At 72.2% G+C, this 19,204-nt stretch carries 12 protein-coding genes, 1 tRNA gene and 2 pseudogenes; 6 read left to right on the top strand and 9 right to left on the bottom strand.

The features are described from left to right. Positions 1–256: 256 nt before the first annotated feature. From SSBG_RS12760 to SSBG_RS12745, 4 genes are all read right to left on the bottom strand, one after another. A complete protein-coding gene (locus SSBG_RS12760) occupies positions 257–787 on the bottom strand; it encodes a macro domain-containing protein (RefSeq protein WP_008746551.1) in 531 nt (176 codons plus the stop codon). Beyond that, the gene (locus SSBG_RS12755) at positions 784–1,515 is read right to left on the bottom strand and encodes a class I SAM-dependent DNA methyltransferase (RefSeq protein ID WP_078491290.1); all 732 of its coding nucleotides are present in this window, start codon (positions 1,513–1,515) and stop codon (positions 784–786) included. Before SSBG_RS12755 ends, SSBG_RS12760 begins: the two co-directional genes overlap by 4 nt. A gap of 168 nt (positions 1,516–1,683) precedes the next feature. Further along, complete coding sequence (locus SSBG_RS12750; RefSeq protein ID WP_050776895.1) at positions 1,684–2,085, bottom strand: 6-pyruvoyl trahydropterin synthase family protein; 402 nt, start codon at positions 2,083–2,085, stop codon at positions 1,684–1,686. Positions 2,086–2,148: 63 nt separating this feature from the next. Then, on the bottom strand, positions 2,149–4,911 hold the full coding sequence (locus tag SSBG_RS12745) for an AAA family ATPase (RefSeq protein WP_106429432.1): 2,763 nt from the start codon (positions 4,909–4,911) through the stop codon (positions 2,149–2,151). Positions 4,912–5,307: 396 nt separating this feature from the next. On the opposite strand from SSBG_RS12745, the gene SSBG_RS12740 reads away from it, so the two are divergent. From SSBG_RS12740 to SSBG_RS12730, 4 genes and pseudogenes are all read left to right on the top strand, one after another. Next, complete coding sequence (locus SSBG_RS12740; RefSeq protein ID WP_008746547.1) at positions 5,308–6,831, top strand: type I restriction-modification system subunit M; 1,524 nt, start codon at positions 5,308–5,310, stop codon at positions 6,829–6,831. Beyond that, the gene (locus SSBG_RS30220; RefSeq protein ID WP_008746546.1) at positions 6,828–7,985 is read left to right on the top strand and encodes a restriction endonuclease subunit S; all 1,158 of its coding nucleotides are present in this window, start codon (positions 6,828–6,830) and stop codon (positions 7,983–7,985) included. The genes SSBG_RS12740 and SSBG_RS30220 overlap by 4 nt, the downstream gene beginning before the upstream one ends. Then, positions 7,960–8,415: pseudogene (locus SSBG_RS34595) on the top strand (DUF4145 domain-containing protein); the annotation flags it as partial. The gene SSBG_RS30220 and the pseudogene SSBG_RS34595, both read left to right, overlap by 26 nt. Positions 8,416–8,440: 25 nt before the next feature. Then, a complete protein-coding gene (locus tag SSBG_RS12730) occupies positions 8,441–11,599 on the top strand; it encodes a DEAD/DEAH box helicase family protein (protein ID WP_008746544.1) in 3,159 nt (1,052 codons plus the stop codon). A gap of 123 nt (positions 11,600–11,722) precedes the next feature. Here SSBG_RS12730 and SSBG_RS12725 read toward each other — a convergent pair. Together SSBG_RS12725 and SSBG_RS12720 are read right to left on the bottom strand one after the other, a co-directional pair. Then, positions 11,723–11,796: transfer RNA gene (locus SSBG_RS12725), tRNA-Pro, on the bottom strand. 90 nt (positions 11,797–11,886) lie between these two features. Beyond that, positions 11,887–12,825, bottom strand: coding sequence for a metallophosphoesterase (locus tag SSBG_RS12720; RefSeq protein ID WP_037869631.1), 939 nt, complete (start codon positions 12,823–12,825; stop codon positions 11,887–11,889). A gap of 74 nt (positions 12,826–12,899) precedes the next feature. On the opposite strand from SSBG_RS12720, the gene SSBG_RS12715 reads away from it, so the two are divergent. After that, positions 12,900–13,367 carry a GatB/YqeY domain-containing protein gene (locus SSBG_RS12715; protein WP_008746542.1) on the top strand — a complete coding sequence of 156 codons (468 nt, stop codon included), beginning with the start codon at positions 12,900–12,902 and terminating at the stop codon, positions 13,365–13,367. A gap of 194 nt (positions 13,368–13,561) precedes the next feature. On the opposite strand, the gene SSBG_RS12710 is transcribed toward SSBG_RS12715, so the two are convergent. Continuing rightward, positions 13,562–15,817, bottom strand: coding sequence for a transglycosylase domain-containing protein (locus SSBG_RS12710; protein WP_008746541.1), 2,256 nt, complete (start codon positions 15,815–15,817; stop codon positions 13,562–13,564). A gap of 388 nt (positions 15,818–16,205) precedes the next feature. Here SSBG_RS12710 and SSBG_RS34590 point away from each other — a divergent pair. After that, positions 16,206–16,517, top strand: a pseudogene (locus tag SSBG_RS34590) (WhiB family transcriptional regulator); the annotation flags it as partial. Between the two features lie 422 nt (positions 16,518–16,939). On the opposite strand, the gene SSBG_RS12700 reads toward SSBG_RS34590, so the two are convergent. Both SSBG_RS12700 and SSBG_RS12695 read right to left on the bottom strand, forming a co-directional pair. After that, entirely contained in the window at positions 16,940–18,268 is a 1,329-nt protein-coding gene (locus SSBG_RS12700; RefSeq protein WP_008746539.1) for an ArsA family ATPase, read from the bottom strand. Next, the coding region (locus SSBG_RS12695) for an ArsA-related P-loop ATPase (RefSeq protein WP_008746538.1) at positions 18,265–19,204 on the bottom strand (940 nt) is incomplete at its 5' end. The genes SSBG_RS12695 and SSBG_RS12700, both read right to left, overlap by 4 nt.

Raw genomic sequence — 19,204 nt, 5'->3', positions numbered from 1 at the left:
CCGTAGGCGGCCGTGCCGGGTCGCGCGAGCCCATGTTGCCCGGCCGTCCCGGGCGGCCCGAGCCCGTGCGAGGCGGTGCAGAGCACGCGCTGTTCCGTCCGCCCCCGGCGCGGCGCCTCCAGCCGTGCGGCGCGTGCGGCACGCCGCCCCCGTCCTCCCCGGCCACCAACCCGCCCGCCGTACGCCCGCCGTGCCGCCCGGCGCCTCCCGCGCGGAGCGCCCCGGTCCCCGGTCTCCCGAGCCCCGTCCCCGTCGCTCAGCCCTGTGCCACCGCCGCGCGCAGCGCCTCGTAGCCGCGCGCGTCGAAGCCCACGAGCCGGATGGCCGTGACCCGGGTCGGGGTGGTGCGCAGGGTGTGGACCGCGATCGTCGCGGCCTCGTCGGCCGGGAAGCCGTAGATGCCCGTCGAGATGGACGGGAAGGCCATGCTCGTCACGTCGCCGAGGCCGTCCGCGACCTCCAGGCAGCGGCGGTAGCAGGAGGCCAGTGTCTCGCGCTCGCCGTCGCCGCCGCCGTGCCGGACGGGGCCCACCGTGTGGATGATGTGCCGGACCGGCGGCGACAGGCGGAACGCCGGGGTCGCCTTCGCGTCCCCGGGGCGGCACGGCGCGACATCCCGCCCGGCGAGGGCGAGCGCGGGTCCCGCGGCGCGGTGCAGGGCCCCGTCCACGCCCCCGCCGCCCTGGAGCGAGGAGTTCGCCGCGTTCACCAGCGCGTCCACCTCCTGGCGGGTGAGGTCCCCGCGCACCACCGTCAGTTCCGGCCGCTTCCGCTCCGTGTCGCTCATGACGCCGATCCTGCCACCCGGGCGCCGCGTCGCAGCAGCACGAACCCCTGGGGGGACGGTTCCCCGCCGTCCGGGCCGCGCACCACCCGCGCGGTCTCGGTGAGCCCGTGCCGGCCGAGGAGCGCGCACAGCGCGTCCACCGGGCGCCGGTAGACGGGCAGCCGCACCTCGTGGCCGTACGCGTGCCGCAGCCACCCCGCCGGGGCCGAGCCGTCGGCGCCCACCTTGAACGCGACGCACAGCACCCCGCCGGGCGCGAGGACCCGCGCGAACTCCGCCGCCATCGCCTCCACCTGCTCGTCGGGGGAGTGGACCGTCGAGTACCAGGCGAGCGCCCCGGCGAGCGCGCCCGGGGCGAGCGGCAGCCGGGTCATGTCGCCCGTGCGGAAGGGGACTTCGCGGTGGTCGCGGGCCGCGACCCGCAGCATCTGCGGCGAGAGATCGACACCCAGCACGGACACCCCGAGCCCCCGCAGACGCCCCGCCGTCCGGCCCGTCCCGCACCCCAGGTCCCCGACCCGCCCGCCGGGCGCCACGGATTCGGCGAACGCCCTCAACACCGCGCGCTCCCAGGTGGCTTCGGGCTCCATCCCCTGCCCGACCAGCTCCGCGTCGTCCTCCGCGACGGTGTCGTACGAGGCCCGCACGGCGGGACCGCCGCCGGGCGCGCGGCGCGAGGAGACCGTCCGCTCGGCGGGAGCGAGGGCGCGGGGCGGCGGAAACGTCATGGCGGGAGGCTACGCGCACGCCCCCGTACCCACCTGCCGATTCCCGCATCCGCGAGCCAGATCCGCGCAGCACCCCGCCGGCCCCGGGTACGCGGCGCCCCCGCACGCCGCGCCCGCCCCATGCCCCCACCCGCCGAGCCCGCGCCGCGACGGCCGCCGAACCCGCCGCTACGCCCGCTCCGCGTCCCCACCCGTCCGCCGCTCCCGCGACTCCACGCGGTAGATCGCCCACGTCCTCGGCGTCTCCGAGACCCAGACGGCGACCAGCTCCGGGTACCGCTCGGCCCAGCGGCTGAACACCCACAGCGCCAGGTTCTCCGCGGAGGGCGAGACGTCCATGACGTCATTGAGGTGCCGGTGGTCGAGCGTCTCGTCGAGCCACGTCTTGAACGCGTCGAGATCGGCGTAGTCCCGTACGAACCCGGCCTCGGTCAGCTCGTCCGGGTGCGCCGAGAGCTCCATCACCACCACGTAGTTGTGGCCGTGCGGACGGGCGCACTTGTGCCAGGAGGGCAGCTTGTCGAGGACGTGGCCCGCCGAGAAGTGGAACTCCTTGGTGATCGTCATCATCCCGGCCGTCCCGGCCCCGGACGACACCCCGGCGGGCGTTCCCATGGCGTATTCCCTCACGCGTCAGTCATCCTCCAGCCGGCCGTTGACGACGGCCCGGTTCAGTGCCACTTCGGTGAGGAAGGAGTGCCGCAGGGCGGGGTCCGCCAGGCTGTCGGCCTTCGCCATGACCTTGGCCCGCGCCTCCCCGAGCAGTTCCGCGACCTCCTCGGGACTCGCGCTCCCCGGCCCGGCGGCGTGCAGGGCGCGCGCCGCGTGCAGGAGTACCTCCTCGCTGCGCAGCGCCGGCATGTCGCCCGTGCGGCGCAGGAGTTCGACGGACCGCCGGGCGAATTCGGCGGCGGGCCCGAGCTCGCCCCGGACGAGATGGACCCGGGCGCTCAGCGAGAGCGCGGCGATCTCGCTGCGGACCATCCCCGTGCGCCGCGTCTCCACCACGGTGTCGGTCGCGAGCCGCAGCGCGTGGTCCAGGGCCCCGGCGGCCGTACGGTCCGCGGCGGAGGAGCCGGGCGCCCGGGAGCCGGGCCCGCCGGTGCCGGTGCCGTGCGAGGCCGTCTCCAGCAGCACCTCCGCGTACAGGTTCCGCACGATCGGCACCAGGTTGATCAGCCACGTCGCCTCCGTCTCCAGCCACGCGTCCTCCGCGAGCGTCAGGGCCTCGCCCCGCCGTTCCGGGTCGCGGACCGCGCACCGGGCGAGCAGCGCGGTGTTGTAGGCGTGCCAGCCGCTCTCGCCGCCCCGCTCCGCCTCGTGCGCCCGCGCCTCCACGAGAGCCGCCTCGGCCTGCCCGTACTGCCCGACGCCCATCCGCACCTGCGCCAAGTAGTTGAGCGCTATCGGCAGTTCGGCGTTGAGCGGTTCCGTGCGCAGTCGTTCCACGCAGCGGACGAGACGGTTCAGGGCCTGGCCGAGCCGGCCCATGTCGTAGTGGCCGATGCCGAGTTGCATCTCGTTGAGGTTGCGGGCGTGCTGGAGCACGGGGTCCTGGCCGCCGCCGAGCCTCGGCTCGGACGCGTACAGCTCCTCCGCTTCCTCCAACTGGCGCGTTCCCTCCGCGAGGTCGCGCTTGGACGCCTGGCGCCCGTACTCGACCTTCGCGACGAACAGCGCGACGGGATCGTCCTGCTGCCCGGCTATCTCGACGGCGGCCCGCAGTTTGTCGAGCCCGGGCAGCAGCCCCTGGGTCGCCATGAGCGTCTTGCCGCGCAGGAGTGTCGTACGGGCCAGGAGGTGCGGCTCCCCGAGCCGCGCGGCGGCCCCCTCCGCCTCGGCGGCGAGGGCGTCGATCCCGGGCCCGCCGCCGCCCGTGTGCTGCCCGCGCCAGCGCACCTCGGTGAGCGACAGCAGCAGCTCGATGGCCCGGACGAGGAGCGCGTCACGGCCCGGCGCGGCCCCGGGCAGCGCCCGCGCGGCCTGGATCGCCTTCTCGCAGTGCCGTTCCGCCTCCGCGAACGACAGCCCGTCGATCGCCGCCGAGCGGGCCAGCGCGTAGTGCGCCCGCGCCGCGTCGGCCAGGCACTCGGGACCACCCTCCTCCAGATGCCTGGCGATCTCCAGGCGCCGCCCCAGCTCGTGCCCGCCGCCCGGCGCGAACGCCTCGTCCGCCAGGGAACGGGCGATTCGCGCGTGCCGCATCCGGCGCTGCTGCGGCGTCTGCCGCCGGTAGAGCACCTGCCACAGGGCCTGGTGCGGGAAGGCGTACGCGTCCGAGGGCTCCCGCGCGGCCCAGTCGGCGGGCTCCGCCCGCACGATGAGCCGGTGGTCCTTCGCGATGCGCCGCAGCCGTGCGGTGACGTCCTCGTGCGAGGCGCCGACGGTCTCGGCCGCGGGCCGCGAGAGGAAGACGGGCCCCTGCGTGGCCGCCGCCTCCAGGAGCGCCTGGTCCTCCGCCCCGAGCCGCCGCATCCGGTGCTCCACGACCCGCTCCACGCTCTCCGGCAGCGCGAGCCGCTCCCCGTCCTCCGGCAGCCACTCGTCCAGGCACAGCTGCACGAAAACGGGATACCCGGCCGTGAGTCGGCTGAGCGCGGCGGGCAGGCCCGGGGGCGCGTCGGGATAACGGCCGCGGACGAGTTCGGCGACGGCGTCCTCGGGGAGACCGTCGAGCGCGTACGAGCGGATGAGCGACTCGCTCTCCCAGCGGCGCAGCAGTTCCTCCGCGCTGTCCCCGGCCGCGTCCTGCGCCTCGTCGCTCGCGTGACTGAGCACGAGGCCGATCGGCGCTCCCGGGAGCAGCCGGAGCAGCCGGTCGAGCACGAGCAGGCTGCTCGCGTCGATGTGCTGCACGTCATCGATGACGAGGACGACGGGCGGCCCCGCGGTGGCGAGCGACAGCAGCGCGTCCACGATCTGCGCGGCGAGGCCCTGTTGGAAGGGAAGCAGCGAATCGGACGGCATGGAACCGGAGTTGAGCGCGGCCTCGGTGACCTCGCGGCCGATCGTGAACACGGCGCCGAGCCCCGGCACGAGCGAGGAGAGCAGTTCGGGCACCGAGCTGCCCGCGCCGCGCGCCGCGCCGCCCAGCATCCGGCGGAAGATGCCCGGGGGCGGCGGGGGCGTGTGCAACTCGTGCAGGATGTCGATGACCGGCCCGTACAGCAGCCCCGGGCCGATGCCGGGGTGGCACCGCGCGAGCACGAGCCTGCACCGCCCGGCCGCGTCGGCGTCCTCGGCGGCCCGCCGGACGAAGTTCCCGAGCAGCGAGGTCTTCCCCATCCCGGAGGCCCCCTCCACGAGCAGCGCCCCGCCCCGCCCCTCGCCCAGCGCGCGCACGAGCGAACGGAGCTCCTCCATGGGCTCGACCCGGTCGACGAACTCCGTTTCCACGCCAGCCCCGCCTCCGCTCTCGACCTGCCCGGCACCCGGCCGCCACGTCTCCGTCACCCGGCGCACGCGGACGACCACACTAGAGCACGGGCGAAGCGACGGCGAGAAGCCCGGGGGCGCCGCGCGTGGGCGAGCGGGCCGGGAGGGTCCGGTTCGGCGCCGTGACGGAGGACGGGCAGCCCCCCGGCTCGTCGGACACCCCCTCCTCCTTGCCCCCACGCGCGCTGACGCGGGCCCGTCCCCACGCCCGCTGGGAGGCGGTCCCGCGCACCCGCACGCCCCGCGCCTCGCTCGCCGCTCCTGATCGTGCCGGCCCGGTCACGGAGGGTCGAGCCGGTGCCGGTGGGGCTCGGCCGTCCGCTCCGCCGGGCGGGAGCGGGGCCGTAGGATCGCGGGGTGATTACCGGCGAGCTGAAGAGCAAGGTGGACCGCGTCTGGAACGCGTTCTGGTCCGGTGGCATCGCCAACCCGCTGGAAGTGATGGAGCAGATCACCTACCTGCTCTTCGTCAAGCGGCTCGACGAGATCCAGACCCGCAAGGACCGCAAGGCGAGGGCCACCGGCACGCCCGATCCGTCCCCATTCTTCACGGCGGGGCAACAGGACCTGCGCTGGCAGAACTTCAAGGTCAAGGACCCCGAGATCATGTACGGGATCGTGGCCGACGGCCTCTTCCCGTACCTGCGCCGGATGGGCGGCGACGCCTCGACGTACGCCCACCACATGAAGGACGCCCGGTTCACGATTCCGGGCCCCGGCCTCCTGGCGAAGGTGGTCGATCTGCTCGACGGCATCTCGATGGACGCCAGCGACACCAAGGGCGACATCTACGAGTACATGCTCGCGAAGATCGCCACGTCCGGCCAGAACGGCCAGTTCCGCACCCCGCGCCACATCATCGACCTCATGGTCGAGATGACCCGGCCGGGCCCGCGCGACGTGATCTGCGACCCGGCGTGCGGCACGGCGGGTTTCCTGGTGCAGGCCGCCTCGTACCTGCGGCGCGTCCACCGGGAGGACCTGCTCGAAGCGGAACACCGCGGGCACTTCAACGAAAAGATGTTCCACGGGTTCGACTTCGACACCACCATGCTGCGCATCGGCTCGATGAACATGCTGCTGCACGGGGTCGAGAACCCGGACATCCGCTACCGCGACTCCCTCGGCGAGAGCGCGGCGGGCGAGGCCGAGCGGTACTCGCTGATCCTCGCCAACCCCCCCTTCGCCGGAAGCCTCGACCACGACTCCACGGCGGCCGACCTCCAGCGCATCGCCAGGACGAAGAAGACGGAACTCCTCTTCCTGGCGCTCTTCCTGCGCCTCCTGAAATCCGGCGGCCGCGCCGCCGTGATCGTCCCGGACGGGGTCCTCTTCGGCGCCACGAAGGCCCACAGGGAACTCCGCCGCGTCCTGGTGGAGGACCAGCAGCTCCAGGCGGTCGTCAAGCTCCCGAGCGGCGTCTTCAAGCCGTACGCGGGCGTCTCGACGGCGATCCTCCTCTTCCAGCGGACCGACTCCGGCGGCACGGACCACGTCTGGTTCTACGACGTGCGGGCGGACGGCCTGAGCCTCGACGACAAGCGCAACGACCTCCTCCCCGCCGACCGCCTCGGCGTCCGCCCCCAGGGCGACCCGCTGACGCCGGAGGAGCACGCGAAGAACAACCTCCCGGACGTCCTGGCCCGCTGGGCGGAGCGCGAGGGCACGGAACGCGACCGCGCCCGCACCGAACAGAGCTTCTGCGTCCCCAAGTCGGAGATCGCGGCCCAGGGTTACGACCTCTCCCTGAACCGCTACAAGGAGGTCGTCCACGAGGAGACCGTGACGCGGAGGCCCGGGGAGATCCTGGCGGACCTGGAGCGGCTGAACGAGGAGATCGCGAAGGGCACGGCGGAACTGAAGGGGATGCTGGCGACGTGAGGTGGCCCGAGGTCCGTTTCGAGGAGGCCCTGCGGGACGTCTCCGCGGCGGCGACGAAGATCCCGAAGTCGCGTCTTCGCGACGCGGGTGCGCTGCCGGTCGTGGACCAGGGGCGCGGCCTCGTGGCCGGATACGTGGACGACCCGGGGCTCGCGCAGCCGAACGAGGTGCCGGTCATCGTGTTCGGTGATCACACGCGACGCTTCAAGTACGTCGATTTCCCGTTCGCCCCGGGCGCCGACGGCGTGAAGATCCTGGCCGCGCGGGAAGGCTTCGACCCGCGATACCTCTACCAGTTCCTCGCGTCGCTCGACATCCCGGACGCCGGGTATGCCCGGCACTTCAAGTTCCTCAAGAACTTCCCGGTGGTGAAACCGCCCCTGGCGGAGCAGCAACGCATCGCCGCCCTCCTCGACCACGTGGACGCGCTCCGCGCCAAACGCCGCGAGGCCACCACCCTCCTCGATTCCCTCGCCCAGTCCGTCTTCCTGGACATGTTCGGCGACCCGGCGGCCAATCCGCGCCAGTGGCCCGCCGGGACGGTGGCGGATCTCGTCGCCGGATTCGAGAGCGGGAAGAGCATCGCTCCGGGGAGCGACGAAGGGGCCGAGAAGCGGGTGCTCAAGGTGAGCGCGGTGACCTCCGGAGAGTTCCGGGGGTCCGAGAGCAAACCGGTTCCGGAGGACTACACCGTCCCTCCGGCCCATCTCGTCCGCGAGGGCGACCTGTTGTTCAGCCGGGCCAACACGGAAGACCTGATCGGTGCCGTCGCCCTCGTGGAGGAGTTCACCGGAGCGCTCGCCCTCCCCGACAAGCTGTGGCGTTTCGTGTGGCACGACGGACAGGACGGCCATCCCCTGTACGTACGGCACCTGTTCCGCCAGAAGGAGTTCCGGCGCCGCATCCGGGAGCGCGCCTCGGGAACGAGCGGCTCCATGAAGAACATCTCGCAGCCGAAGGTCCTGGGTATCCGGTGCGGAATCCCGCCCGAGGGGCTGCGCGCCGAGTTCTGCGCGCGCGTACGGAGCATCGACGCGTCGCGCCGGGCGCACCGCGGCCACCTCGCCGCCCTGGACGAACTCTTCACCTCCCTGCGACACCGTGCGTTTTCCGGCTCGCTCGGGGACCATGAGGCCAGCGGCGAAACGGCGTAGGCCGTCCCGCCCTTCACCGGCACAGGGAGAACCGCGCGGGGGGAACGAACAGCGGCACGGACAGGGCCCGCGCGGGGGACCGGCCACCGCCGGCCCCGCCGGGGACACCGGCGGGGACACCGGACTCACCGGCGCAGGCCCCTCCCTCGGCAACTTCGCCTTCCTCCAAGCCGAATGGCCCGCCCTCCTGGACGAGGCCGTCCGCGCCGAGCGGCTGATCCACCACGATCCCCGCACCGCCTGCTTCTACGCCCGCCGCGCCATCGAGATCACGGCCCGCTGGATGTACGACAAGGACCCCGGCCTCGTCCCGCCGTACCGGAACGACCTCGCGGCGATGCTGCACACCCCGGGCTTCCAGCGGCTCGTGGGCCCGGCGGTCCGCACGAAGATGGACCTCGTCCGCCGGCACGGCAACGACGCGGTGCACAGGGGCCGCGCCCGTCCCCGGGAACGTGGCCGAGACGTGCGTCAAGGAACTGTTCCACTGCCTGTACTGGTTCGCCCGCACCTGCGCGCGCGACCCCGCCGCGCTGCCGCCCGCCGCCCTGGAGTTCGACACCGGCATCGTGCCGCGCCCCCTCTCCCCGCACGCCCGCGCGCTGAAACAGGCCGAACTCAAGGCCAAGGAGGCCGAGGACGAGACCCGTTTCAGGGAGCAGGCGCGGCAACTCGCCGCCGAACGCGCGCAGAGCGCGGAACTCACCCGCCGCCTCGAAGAACTCAGGGCCGGGATCGCCGCGGCGAAGGCCGCCAACCAGGCCGTCGGCGACACCCACGACTACGACGAGAAGACGACTCGCGACGCCTTCACCGACCTGCTCCTCAAGGAAGCCGGCTGGGACCTCACCACTCCCGGCCGGGACACGGAGTACCCCATAGCCTCCGGTATGCCGGCGAAGAGCGGCAAGGGGTACGTCGACTACGTCCTGTGGGGTGACGACGGCAGGCCGCTGGCCCTCGTCGAGGCCAAGCGCACCCGGCGCGACGCCCGCGAGGGACAGCAGCAGGCGAAGCTCTACGCCGACGCCCTCGAAGCGCGGTTCAACCGCCGGCCGGTGATCTTCTGCACCAACGGCTACGAGACGTACCTCTGGGACGACGGCCTCGGCTACCCGCCCCGCCAGGTGCGGGGCTTCTTCACCAAGGACCAGCTGCTCTGGCACATCCGGCAGCGGGCCGGACGCCTCTCGCTGGCCTCGACGCGCATCGATCGGAAGATCGCCGGACGCCCGTACCAGCTCCGCGCGATCCAGCGCGTGGGCGAGACCTTCGAGCAGGACCGGAGCCGGCAGGCGCTCCTCGTGATGGCGACCGGCACGGGCAAGACCCGTACGACCGTCGCGCTCGTGGACCAGCTCATGAAGGCCGGCTGGGCCCGGCGCGTGCTCTTCCTCGCCGACAGGCAGGCGCTGGTGACGCAGGCGATGAAGGCGTTCAAGGAGAACCTGCCCAACACCCCGGTGGCGAGCCTCCTGGACGACAAGACGGCGACGGCCCGCGTCTACCTGTCCACGTACCAGACGATGCTGAGGCAGATCGACGTCATCGACGGCGACGGCCGTCGCCGCTACGGGCCGGGGCACTTCGACCTCCTCGTCATCGACGAGGCCCACCGCTCCGTCTACGCGAAGTACGGCGAGCTGTTCCGCTACTTCGACTCCCTGCTGCTCGGCCTCACGGCCACCCCCAAGGACGAGATCGACCACAACACCTACCGGCTGTTCGCCCTGGAGGACGGCGTCCCGACCGACTCCTACGGCCTGGACGAAGCCGCGGGCGAGGGCTACCTCGTCCTGCCCAAGGCGGTGAAGGTGCCGCTGAGGTTCATGGAGCACGGCATCCGCTACGCCGACCTCTCCGAGGAGGAGAAGGCCGAGTGGGACGCCAAGGAGTGGACGGAGGACGGGGAGATCCCCGACGCCGTGGGCCGCCACGACATGAACACGTACCTCTTCAACGAGGACACCGTCGACAAGATGCTCCAGACGCTGATGACGCGCGGGCACCGCGTCGAGGGCGGCGACCGGATCGGCAAGACGATCATCTTCGCCAAGAACCACGCCCACGCCCGCTACATCGAGGAGCGCTACAACGCCAACTACCCGCGGGACGGCGGCCACACGGCGCGCGTCATCACGTACAAGGAGACGTACGCCCACACGCTCCTCGATGCCTTCGCCGACCCGAGGAACCCGCCGCGCGCTCCCGACATCGCCATCTCGGTCGACATGCTCGACACCGGCATCGACGTGCCCGAGGTGGTCAACCTGGTCTTCGCCAAACCGGTCTTCTCCAGGACCAAGTTCTGGCAGATGATCGGCCGCGGGACACGCCTGCGCCCCGGCCTCTACGGGCCCGGACCGGACAACCCCGCCCACGACAAGCAGGACTTCTTCGTCTTCGACTTCTGCGGCAACATCGACTTCTTCAACAGCCGGCTGGAGCATTCCGAGGGGCGCAGGGCCACCACCCTCACCGAACAGCTCAGGCACCGCCAGCTCGACCTGATCCGGTGCCTCGACAAGAGGCAGCAACCCGACCCGGCACGTGACACCGGCCTCGACGCGTACCGCACCGAGGCCGAGATCCGCTGGACGCTGGCCCGCAGGCTGCACAGGACCGTCACCGGGATGAACCCGGACAACGTCCTCGTCCGCCCCCACCGCAGGGAGATCGAGCGCTTCGCCGACTTCGGCGGCTGGCACCGCGTGGACGACGAGGCGGACGGCGCGCTCCGGGACCACCTGCTGGGACTTCCGAGCGACCACCACCCGGCGAGCGAGGAGACGGGGGAGGAGGCCAAGCACTTCGACCTGCTGTCCTACCGCCTCCAGCTGGCCGGGCTGGAGGGACGCCCGGAGTTCGCGGCGCTGCGCGCGAAGGTCCAGGACCTCGCCTCCGACCTGCTGACGAAGACCAGCATCCCGGCGGTCGCCGAGCAGGCCGGGCTCCTGGAGGCGGTGGCGGGCGAGGAGTGGTGGCAGGACGTGACCCGGCCCCCGCTGGAGGGCATGAGACGGGCGTTCCGCCCTCTCGCGCGCCTCACCGACGCCAGGACCAGGCGGAACGTCGTCTACACGGACTTCACGGACGAGCTCGGCGAGATCAGCGAGACCGAACTCGTCGGAATGCCGCAGGGAACGGACGAACAGCGTTTCCGGCGGAAGGCGCGCACCTACCTGCTCCGCCACGAGGACCAGCCGGCGGTGCGCAAGCTGCGGCACAACGAACAGCTCACGCGGGCGGACCTCGACGGGCTGGAGCAGACCTTCCTCGCGGAGGCGATCGCGTCGGCGGACGACCTGGACGCGGTGCGCGCGGCCGGGGGCCTGGGACTCTTCGTGCGCGGCCTCTGCGGGATGGACCGGAAGGCGGCCGAGAAGGCATTCGAAGGCTTCCGCGCGGGCAGGGACCTCGGCCCCCGGCAACTCGACTTCCTCACACTGATCACCGACACGATCGCCCGGCGCGGAGTCCTCCACCTCGGAGACCTGTACGAGGACGCCTTCACCGACCTGGCCCCCGGAGGCCCCGACGACCTCTTCCCCCGAAGGACCTCGACACCCTCAAGACGCTCCTCCAGAACCTGGAACGGACGGCGAGGGCCCTGACGACCTAGACCCCGCCCCCCGACCCCGGGGAGCCCTGCGGCCGGTGGCGACGCGAACACCGGAAAACGCCCGAGGACCGCCCGCTCCATGAGCAGGCGGCCCTCAGACTGATTGCCTCGGCTGTCGGGGTGGCGGGATTTGAACCCACGACCTCTTCGTCCCGAACGAAGCGCGCTGCCAAGCTGCGCCACACCCCGGTGTCGCGGTGACTGGTCACTCGGTGGTGATTTCGTCGTGGCGACAACCGATACTTTAGCCGACTACCGGCCCAGTGCGAAATCCGGTTCTCAGGGGGCGGGGGTCAGGGTGAGGAGTGTGGCCTCGGGGGGGCAGGCGAAGCGGACGGGGGTGTAGCGGTTGGTGCCGCAGCCCGCGGAGACGTGCAGGTGGGCGGTGTGGCCGGCGCTCGTGTGGGTGGACAGGCCCTTGACGCGGCCGGTGTCGAGGTCGCAGTTGGTGACCAGGGCGCCGTAGAAGGGGACGCACAGCTGGCCGCCGTGGGTGTGACCGGCCAGGATCAGCGGGTAGCCGTCCGCCGTGAAGGCGTCCAGGGCGCGCAGGTAGGGGGCGTGCACGATGCCGAAGGAGACGTCCGCGTCCGGGTCCGGGCCGCCCGCGACCTCGGCGTAGCGGTCCCGCTTGATGTGCGGGTCGTCGATGCCGGTCAGGCCGATGCGGACGCCCTCGGTCTTCAGGGTGCCGCGGCTGTTGGTCAGGTTGAGCCAGCCCGCCGCGTCGAAGCCGTCCCGCAGCTCCTCCCACGGGTTGTGCACGACGTTCTCGGCGGGCGCGTTGCCGTTGAGGCCGTGCGCTCCGCGTGCCTTCTCCAGGAGGTAGCGGCCGGGGTTGCGCAGCCGGGGGCCGTAGTAGTCGTTCGAGCCGAACACGTACGCCCCCGGGAACTCCATGAGCGGCCCGAGCGCGTCCAGGACCTCGGGGACACCCTCCGTGTCCGAGAGGTTGTCGCCCGTGTTGATCACGAAGTCCGGGCGCAGCCCCGCGAGGGACTGGAGCCAGCGGCGCTTCTTCCGCTGGCCGCACACCATGTGGATGTCGGAGACCTGGAGGACGCGCAGCGGGCGCATCCCCTCGGGCAGGCACGGGATCGTGACCCGGCGGAGCCGGAACGACCTCACCTCGAAACCGGCCGCGTAGACGAGGCCGGCCACCGCCGTCGCCCCGATTCCCGCCGTGATGCCCAGGGGTACCTTCACTCGCGCGCGCATGGCCTCATCGTGTCAGACGCGGGGCGGACGAAAAATCCGGCGGGCTTCCCGTGCCCACCTGAGACACTGGCCTCATGACCACCCTCAAGTCCACTCTGCGCGACGACCTCCAGACCGCCATCAAGGCGCGTGACGAGCTGCGTTCCGCGACGCTCCGGCTGACGCTCACCGCGATCAGCAAGGAAGAGGTCTCCGGTACGACGGCCCGCGAGCTCTCCGACGAGGAGGTGCTCCAGGTGCTCGGCAAGGAGGCGAAGAAGCGCCGCGAGGCCGCCGACGCCTTCGCGCAGGCGGGCCGCACCGAGCAGGCCGAGCGCGAGAAGGCCGAGGGCGAGGTGCTCGCGCACTACCTGCCCAAGCAGCTCGACGACGCCGAGCTGGACGGGATCGTCGCCTGGGCGGTCGCCGAGGCGCGCGCCAACGGGGCCGAGGGGCCGAAGGCGATGGGGCAGGTCATGAAGCTCGTCGGCCCGAAGGTCAAGGGCCTCGCCGAGGGCGGTCGCGTGGCCGCCGCGGTGAAGAAGGCGCTCGCCGCGGGCTGAGCGCCCCCAGGCACGGAACGGCCCCGCCCGGATCACACCCGGGCGGGGCCATTCCCGTACCGCCGCCGCTCCGTGCGGCCGAGGCGGCTCAGCACCCGGCGGGCGGGACACCTCCGCGCCAGGCATTCCGAAACACCTCCGCGCCCGGACCGCCCGGAACACTCCGCCCCGGGGCGCGCCGCCTCGTCGCCGGATCAGCCGGACCTGCCGCCGTTCCCGCGGCCGTTGCCGTGGCCCGGCTTCGCGGCTCCGCCGCCGTCGTTCCCGTCGCCGAAGGGGAAGCCGCCGAAGTCCGGCTTGTCGTCGCCCCCGCCGTCGCCGTCGTCGTCGCCCTGGTCGTCCCTGGGCTTGCCCTCGTCCCCCGGCTTCTTCTTGTCCTTCTTCTTGGGGTCGGGGATGTCGATCAGGTGGAAGCTCTTCGTGGGCTTGCCCGCGAGCGCGCCGGCCATCGCGTCGCGCCAGATCGGTCCGGGAACCTGACCGCCGTACACGTACTCCTGGAAGACGCCGCCGATCGTGACGTTGTGCATCTTGACCTTCTGCGTGGCGCTTCCGACCCAGACGGCGGCGGCGAGGTTCGGCGTGTAGCCGGCGAACCAGGCGTTCTTCCGTTCGTCCGTCGTACCCGTCTTGCCCGCGCTCGGACGGTCGCCGAGACCGGCCTCCTTACCCGTACCGGAGTCGATCACGCCGTTGAGGAGCGTCGTGATGGTGTCGGCCGTCTTCTCGGACATCGCGCGCTGGCACTGCGACTTCGGCACCGGGAGCGGCTTGCCGTTCATGCCGGTCACGGAGTTGATCGCGACCGGGGTGCAGTAGACGCCGCGCGAGGCGAAGGCCGCGTACGCGGAGGAGAGGGTGAGCGGGGAGAGCTCGGAGGCGCCGAGCGCGATGGCGGGGAGCTGCGGGAGCTTGTTGCCGTTGCCGAGGACGACGTGCAGCTTGTCGGTCATCTTCGTCACGGGGCAGACGCCGACCTCGGAGATGAGCGAGACGAAGTAGGTGTTGATGGACTTCGCCATCGCCTCCTTCATCACGTACGGGCCCTTCTCGGACTCGTTCTCGTTGTGCACCGTCTCGTTCTTCTCGTTGGTGTACGTGCCCTGGCACGTCGTCACCGGGCTCGGGTAGTCCATCTCGTACGGCGAGGGGTACTCCTTCGTCGGCGCGACGCCCTGCTCGATGGCCGCCGCCGCGACGAAGGGCTTGAAGGTCGAACCGGTCTGGAAGCCGAAGTTCGAGCCGCCCATGTCGTGGTTGACGTTGTAGTTGATCGTCGTCTGGTGCTTCTTGTCGTCCGTGCCGTACGGGGACGCCTGGCCCATCGCGAGGATCTTGCCCGTGCCGGGCTCCACGAGGGTGCCGGCGGCGGTGACGCGGTCGGTCGTGTAGACGTGCTTGCTCAGCGAGCCCTGGAGGGAGTTCTGGGCCTGCGGGTCGAGCGTCGTCTGGATCGTGAGGCCGCCGCGCTTCCACAGCGCGAGCCGGGCGCCCTTCGTCTTGCCGAAGGCCGGGTCGTTGAGGAAGACGTGCTCGACGTAGTCGCAGAAGAAGCCCGCGCCGCGCGAGGCGGTGATGCAGCCGGAGCGCTGCGGGGTGACCTTGAGGCCGAGCGGCTTGGCCTGGGCCTCCTTGGCCTCCGCCGGGGTGATGGCGTGCGTCTCGGACATGCGGCGCAGCACCGTGTTGCGGCGGTCCGTCGCTTCCTTCGGGTCGTTGATCGGGTCGTAGCGGCTCGGCGACTGCACGATGCCCGCCAGCAGCGCGGCCTGCTCGACGGTCAGGTCCTTGGCGTGCTTGGAGAAGTAGCGCTGGGACGCGGCCTCGACCCCGTAGGCGCCCTGGCCGAAGAAGGTGATGTTGAGGTAGTTCTCCAGGATCTTCTTCTTGCCCAGTTCCTTCTCGATCTGGATCGCGTACTTCAGTTCCTGGATCTTGCGGCCCATCGTCTGCTGCGTGGCCTGCGCGACCTTGTCGGGGTCGTCGCCGGCCTCCTCGATGAAGACGTTCTTCACGTACTGCTGGGTCAGGGTCGAGGCGCCCTGGGCCACGCCGCCGCTCTGCGCGTTCTGGTTGACGGCGCGCAGCACGCCCTTGAGGTCGATCGCGCCGTGCTCGTAGAACCGCGAGTCCTCGATCGCGACGAGCGCCTTCTGGACGTACGGCGACATGTCCTTCGCGTCCACGACGGTGCGGTCGCGGTAGTAGACGGTGGCGATCTCACCGCCCTTGGCGTCGAGGATCTTGCTGCGCTGGGTGAGCGGCGGTCGCTTGAGATCGGCGGGGATCTCGTCGAACTCCTTCACCGTCCCCTTGGTGGCGAGCCCCAGTGCCCCCACGCCCGGCAGGGCGATGCCCGCGAGCACCCCGCCCGCGAGGACACTGACTCCGAGGAACCTGGCGGCCAGCTGAACCGGGGAGAGTCCACCGCCCGCGCGCTTCTTTGCCATGGGGGCACCCTACGGTCTGATTCCCCGGACACGGGCACATCCCTTGGCCTAAGCTCTTCCCGACTGTCACGACGGCCCTTTCTCCTGGCCGGGTGGACGGGGTGCGCCCACCCCACCCCCGCTCGTCCTGCCGGATTCCGCCCCGTACGTCCTCCCTTGCCCCTTCCGGGGGGGGCGAACTGTCCCGTACGTACGTAAAGGGACGTATGTCGTTCGCTCACTCCGTTGGGTGATCTGCCGGATGCGCATAGTCCGTTCGGGCCATCCAAGATTGGGCCCGAAGGGGGTGTTGCGCTGTGCCCACCTTCCGTAACGTCCTGCACTGGCGGCGGTGAATATGCCGCTGCCGCCGTGGGGGAGCCTCGATTCGGGAGAGGACGGCGCCGGCATGGGCTGGGTTACCGACTGGAGTGCGCAGGCAGCCTGCCGCACTACTGATCCGGATGAACTGTTCGTACAAGGGGCAGCGCAGAACAGGGCCAAGGCGGTGTGCACGGGATGCCCGGTGCGCACGGAGTGCCTGGCGGACGCGCTCGACAACCGCGTCGAGTTCGGCGTCTGGGGAGGGATGACCGAACGGGAGAGGCGCGCGCTGTTGCGCAGGCGCCCCCTGGTCGAGTCCTGGCGCCGCCTCCTGGAGACGGCGCGCAGCGAGTACGAGCGGTCCTGCGGGCCGCTCGGTACGGGGACCGACGAGCTGGACTTCGAGGAGATGGAGCCGGAGGAGACGGGGACCGTCACGGCGGGACCGGGGGACCGGCCGTACGTGGTGGACCCGGGGGACCGGCGGTACGCGGCGGCTCCGGACGAGCGGCGGTACGCGGCGGGCCCGGGCGAGCGGCGGTACGCGGCGGTGGGCTAGGCAGCCGGGTCGGCTGGAGCGCGTCTCCTTCGTCGGCGGTCGGCTGGTTGGTCTCGCTGTCTGCGGTGGTCGGCTGGTCCGGGTCGTCGGCGGCGGGATGGCGGGACGGGTACGCGTACAGGTCGCGGGGGGCTGTACGTGGGGGCGGGTCCGGGTGAGGTGCCGGGCCTGCCCGGTGGCGCGGGTGCGGGTGCGGGTGCGGGTGGCGGCGGTCGCGCGTGCGTGGGTGAGGCGGGCACGGTGCGGCCGTACGCCCGTTCTCAGTCCCCGGTCGCCGGGTTCTCGCCCGCCAGGCGCGCGGCGACCGTGCGCAGGCCGGTGAGGTCGTGGACGTCGCCCGCGAGCGCGGGGACTTCCGCGACGGGGACCTCGGGGTGGAGCGCGGTGAAGCGGTCCCTGGTGCGTGCCTCGCGGGCGTGCCGGCGGGCGCGTTCGGCGTGCAGGCGCAGCAGCCCGGCGGCGAGGGCTGCGGCCTGGGGCGAGGGACCGGACCCGGGGGCCGCCGAGCCGGTGTGGGCGGCTCGGGGCGTACGGCTCGGTTCTTCGGTTGTGTCCCGCGAACCGGCTTCGGCCTCGGGGGAGTCGAGAGCGTCACCGGTCGTGTTCCGGGGGTTACGCAGTCCAGCTTTCCCGTCCGGCTGATCCACAATGCCGGGGTCCTCAAGATTTTCCGCCGCGCTCAGCGCGCGCTCCGCGGTGAGCGCGGCGGGGCCGCCGCCGTGCACGCGGTTGAGGACGAGACCGGCGAGCGGCATCCCGTCGTCGGCGAGCCTGCGGACGAAGTAGGCGGCCTCGCGCAGCGCGTCGCGTTCCGGCGCGGCGACGACGAGGAAGGCCGTGCCCGGGGCCTGGAGGAGCTGATAGGTGGCGTCGGCGCGGGCGCGGAAACCGCCGAACATCGTGTCCATCGCGGCGACGAAGGTCTGCACGTCGGAGAGGAACTGGCCGCCGAGGAGCTTGCCGAGCGTGCCGGTCATGAGCGACATCCCGGCGTTGAGGAACTTCATGCCCGCGCGCCCGCCCGCCTTCGCGGGGGCCATGAGGACGCGCAGGAACTTCCCGTCGAGGAAGGAGCCGAGGTTCTTCGGGGCGTCGAGGAAGTCGAGCGCCGAGCGGGACGGAGGCGTGTCCACGACGATGAGGTCCCACTTCTCGCCGGCCCTGAGCTGGCCGAGCTTCTCCATCGCCATGTACTCCTGCGTACCGGCGAAACCGGCCGAGAGCGACTGGTAGAAGGGGTTCTCCAGGATCGCGCGCGCCCGGGCGGGCTCGGCGTGCGCCTCCACGATCTCGTCGAAGGTGCGCTTCATGTCGAGCATCATGGCGTGCAGTTCGCCCTCGCCCCGCGTGCCCGGCACGCGGCGCGGGGTGTTGTCGAGCGCGTCGATGCCCATGGACTGCGCGAGGCGCCGGGCCGGGTCGATCGTCAGGACGACGACCTTGCGGCCCCGCTCGGCGGCGCGCAGCCCGAGCGCGGCGGCGGTCGTCGTCTTGCCGACGCCGCCCGAGCCGCAGCACACCAGGATGCGGGTCGCGGGATCGTCGATGAGCGGGTCGGTCTCCAGCGCGGGCGCGGGGTCGAGGCTCACGGGCTCCTCCTCGGGGTCTCCTCCGTGACGCCCCGGCCGCGCAGGTCCTTCGCCATGCGGTAGACGGCGGCGAGGTCCATGCCGTCGGGGGCGAGGGGCAGTTCGTGGACGGGACGGCCGAGCGCGGCGAGGCGGGCGCGCTGCGCGCTCTCCAGCGCGTGGCGCTCCCCGTACTCCTCGCCGAGCGCGAGGAGCGGGCCCGCGAGCGCGCCCGCGCGCGGGAGCCCGGCGGCGGTGAGCGCCGCTTCGAGGGCGGCGCGCGGGACATCCCGGGCGAGGGCCTCGGGGGCCAGCGGCGCCGGACGCACCATGTTGACGAGGACGCGGCCCACCGGGAGCCCCGCGCCGCGCAGTTCGGCGATCCCGTCCGTCGTCTCCTGCACCGGCATCTCCTCCAGGAGCGTGACGAGGTGCACGGCGGTGCTCGGGGACTTGAGCAGGTGCATGACGGACTGGGCCTGGTGGTGGACGGGGCCGATCCGGGCGAGCCCGGCGACCTCGTCGTTGACGCCGAGGAAGCGGGTGATGCGCCCGGTGGGCGGGGCGTCCATCACGACGTGGTCGTACACGTGCCGCCCGTGTGTGTCCTTGCGGCGGACGGCCTCGGCGGCCTTGCCGGTGAGGAGGACGTCCCGGACGCCGGGCGCCACGGTGGTCGCGAAGTCGATCGCGCCCATCTTCTTGAGGGCGCGGCCCGCGCTGCCGAGCCGGTAGAACATCTGGAGGTAGTCGAGGAGCGCCAGCTCGGGATCGATCGCGAGCGCGAAGACCTCGCCGCCCCCGGGCGCGACCGCGATCTTGTGCTCGCCGTACGGCAGCGGCTCGGTGTCGAAGACCTGGGCGATGCCCTGTCTGCCCTCGACCTCGACAAGGAGCGTGCGCCTGCCCTCGGTCGCGAGGGCGAGCGCGAGCGCGGCGGCGACCGTCGTCTTGCCG

The organism is Streptomyces sp. SPB074, assembly GCF_000154905.1.
Lineage (GTDB): Bacteria > Actinomycetota > Actinomycetes > Streptomycetales > Streptomycetaceae > Streptomyces.
This window is presented reverse-complemented; position numbering and strand designations above follow the sequence as displayed.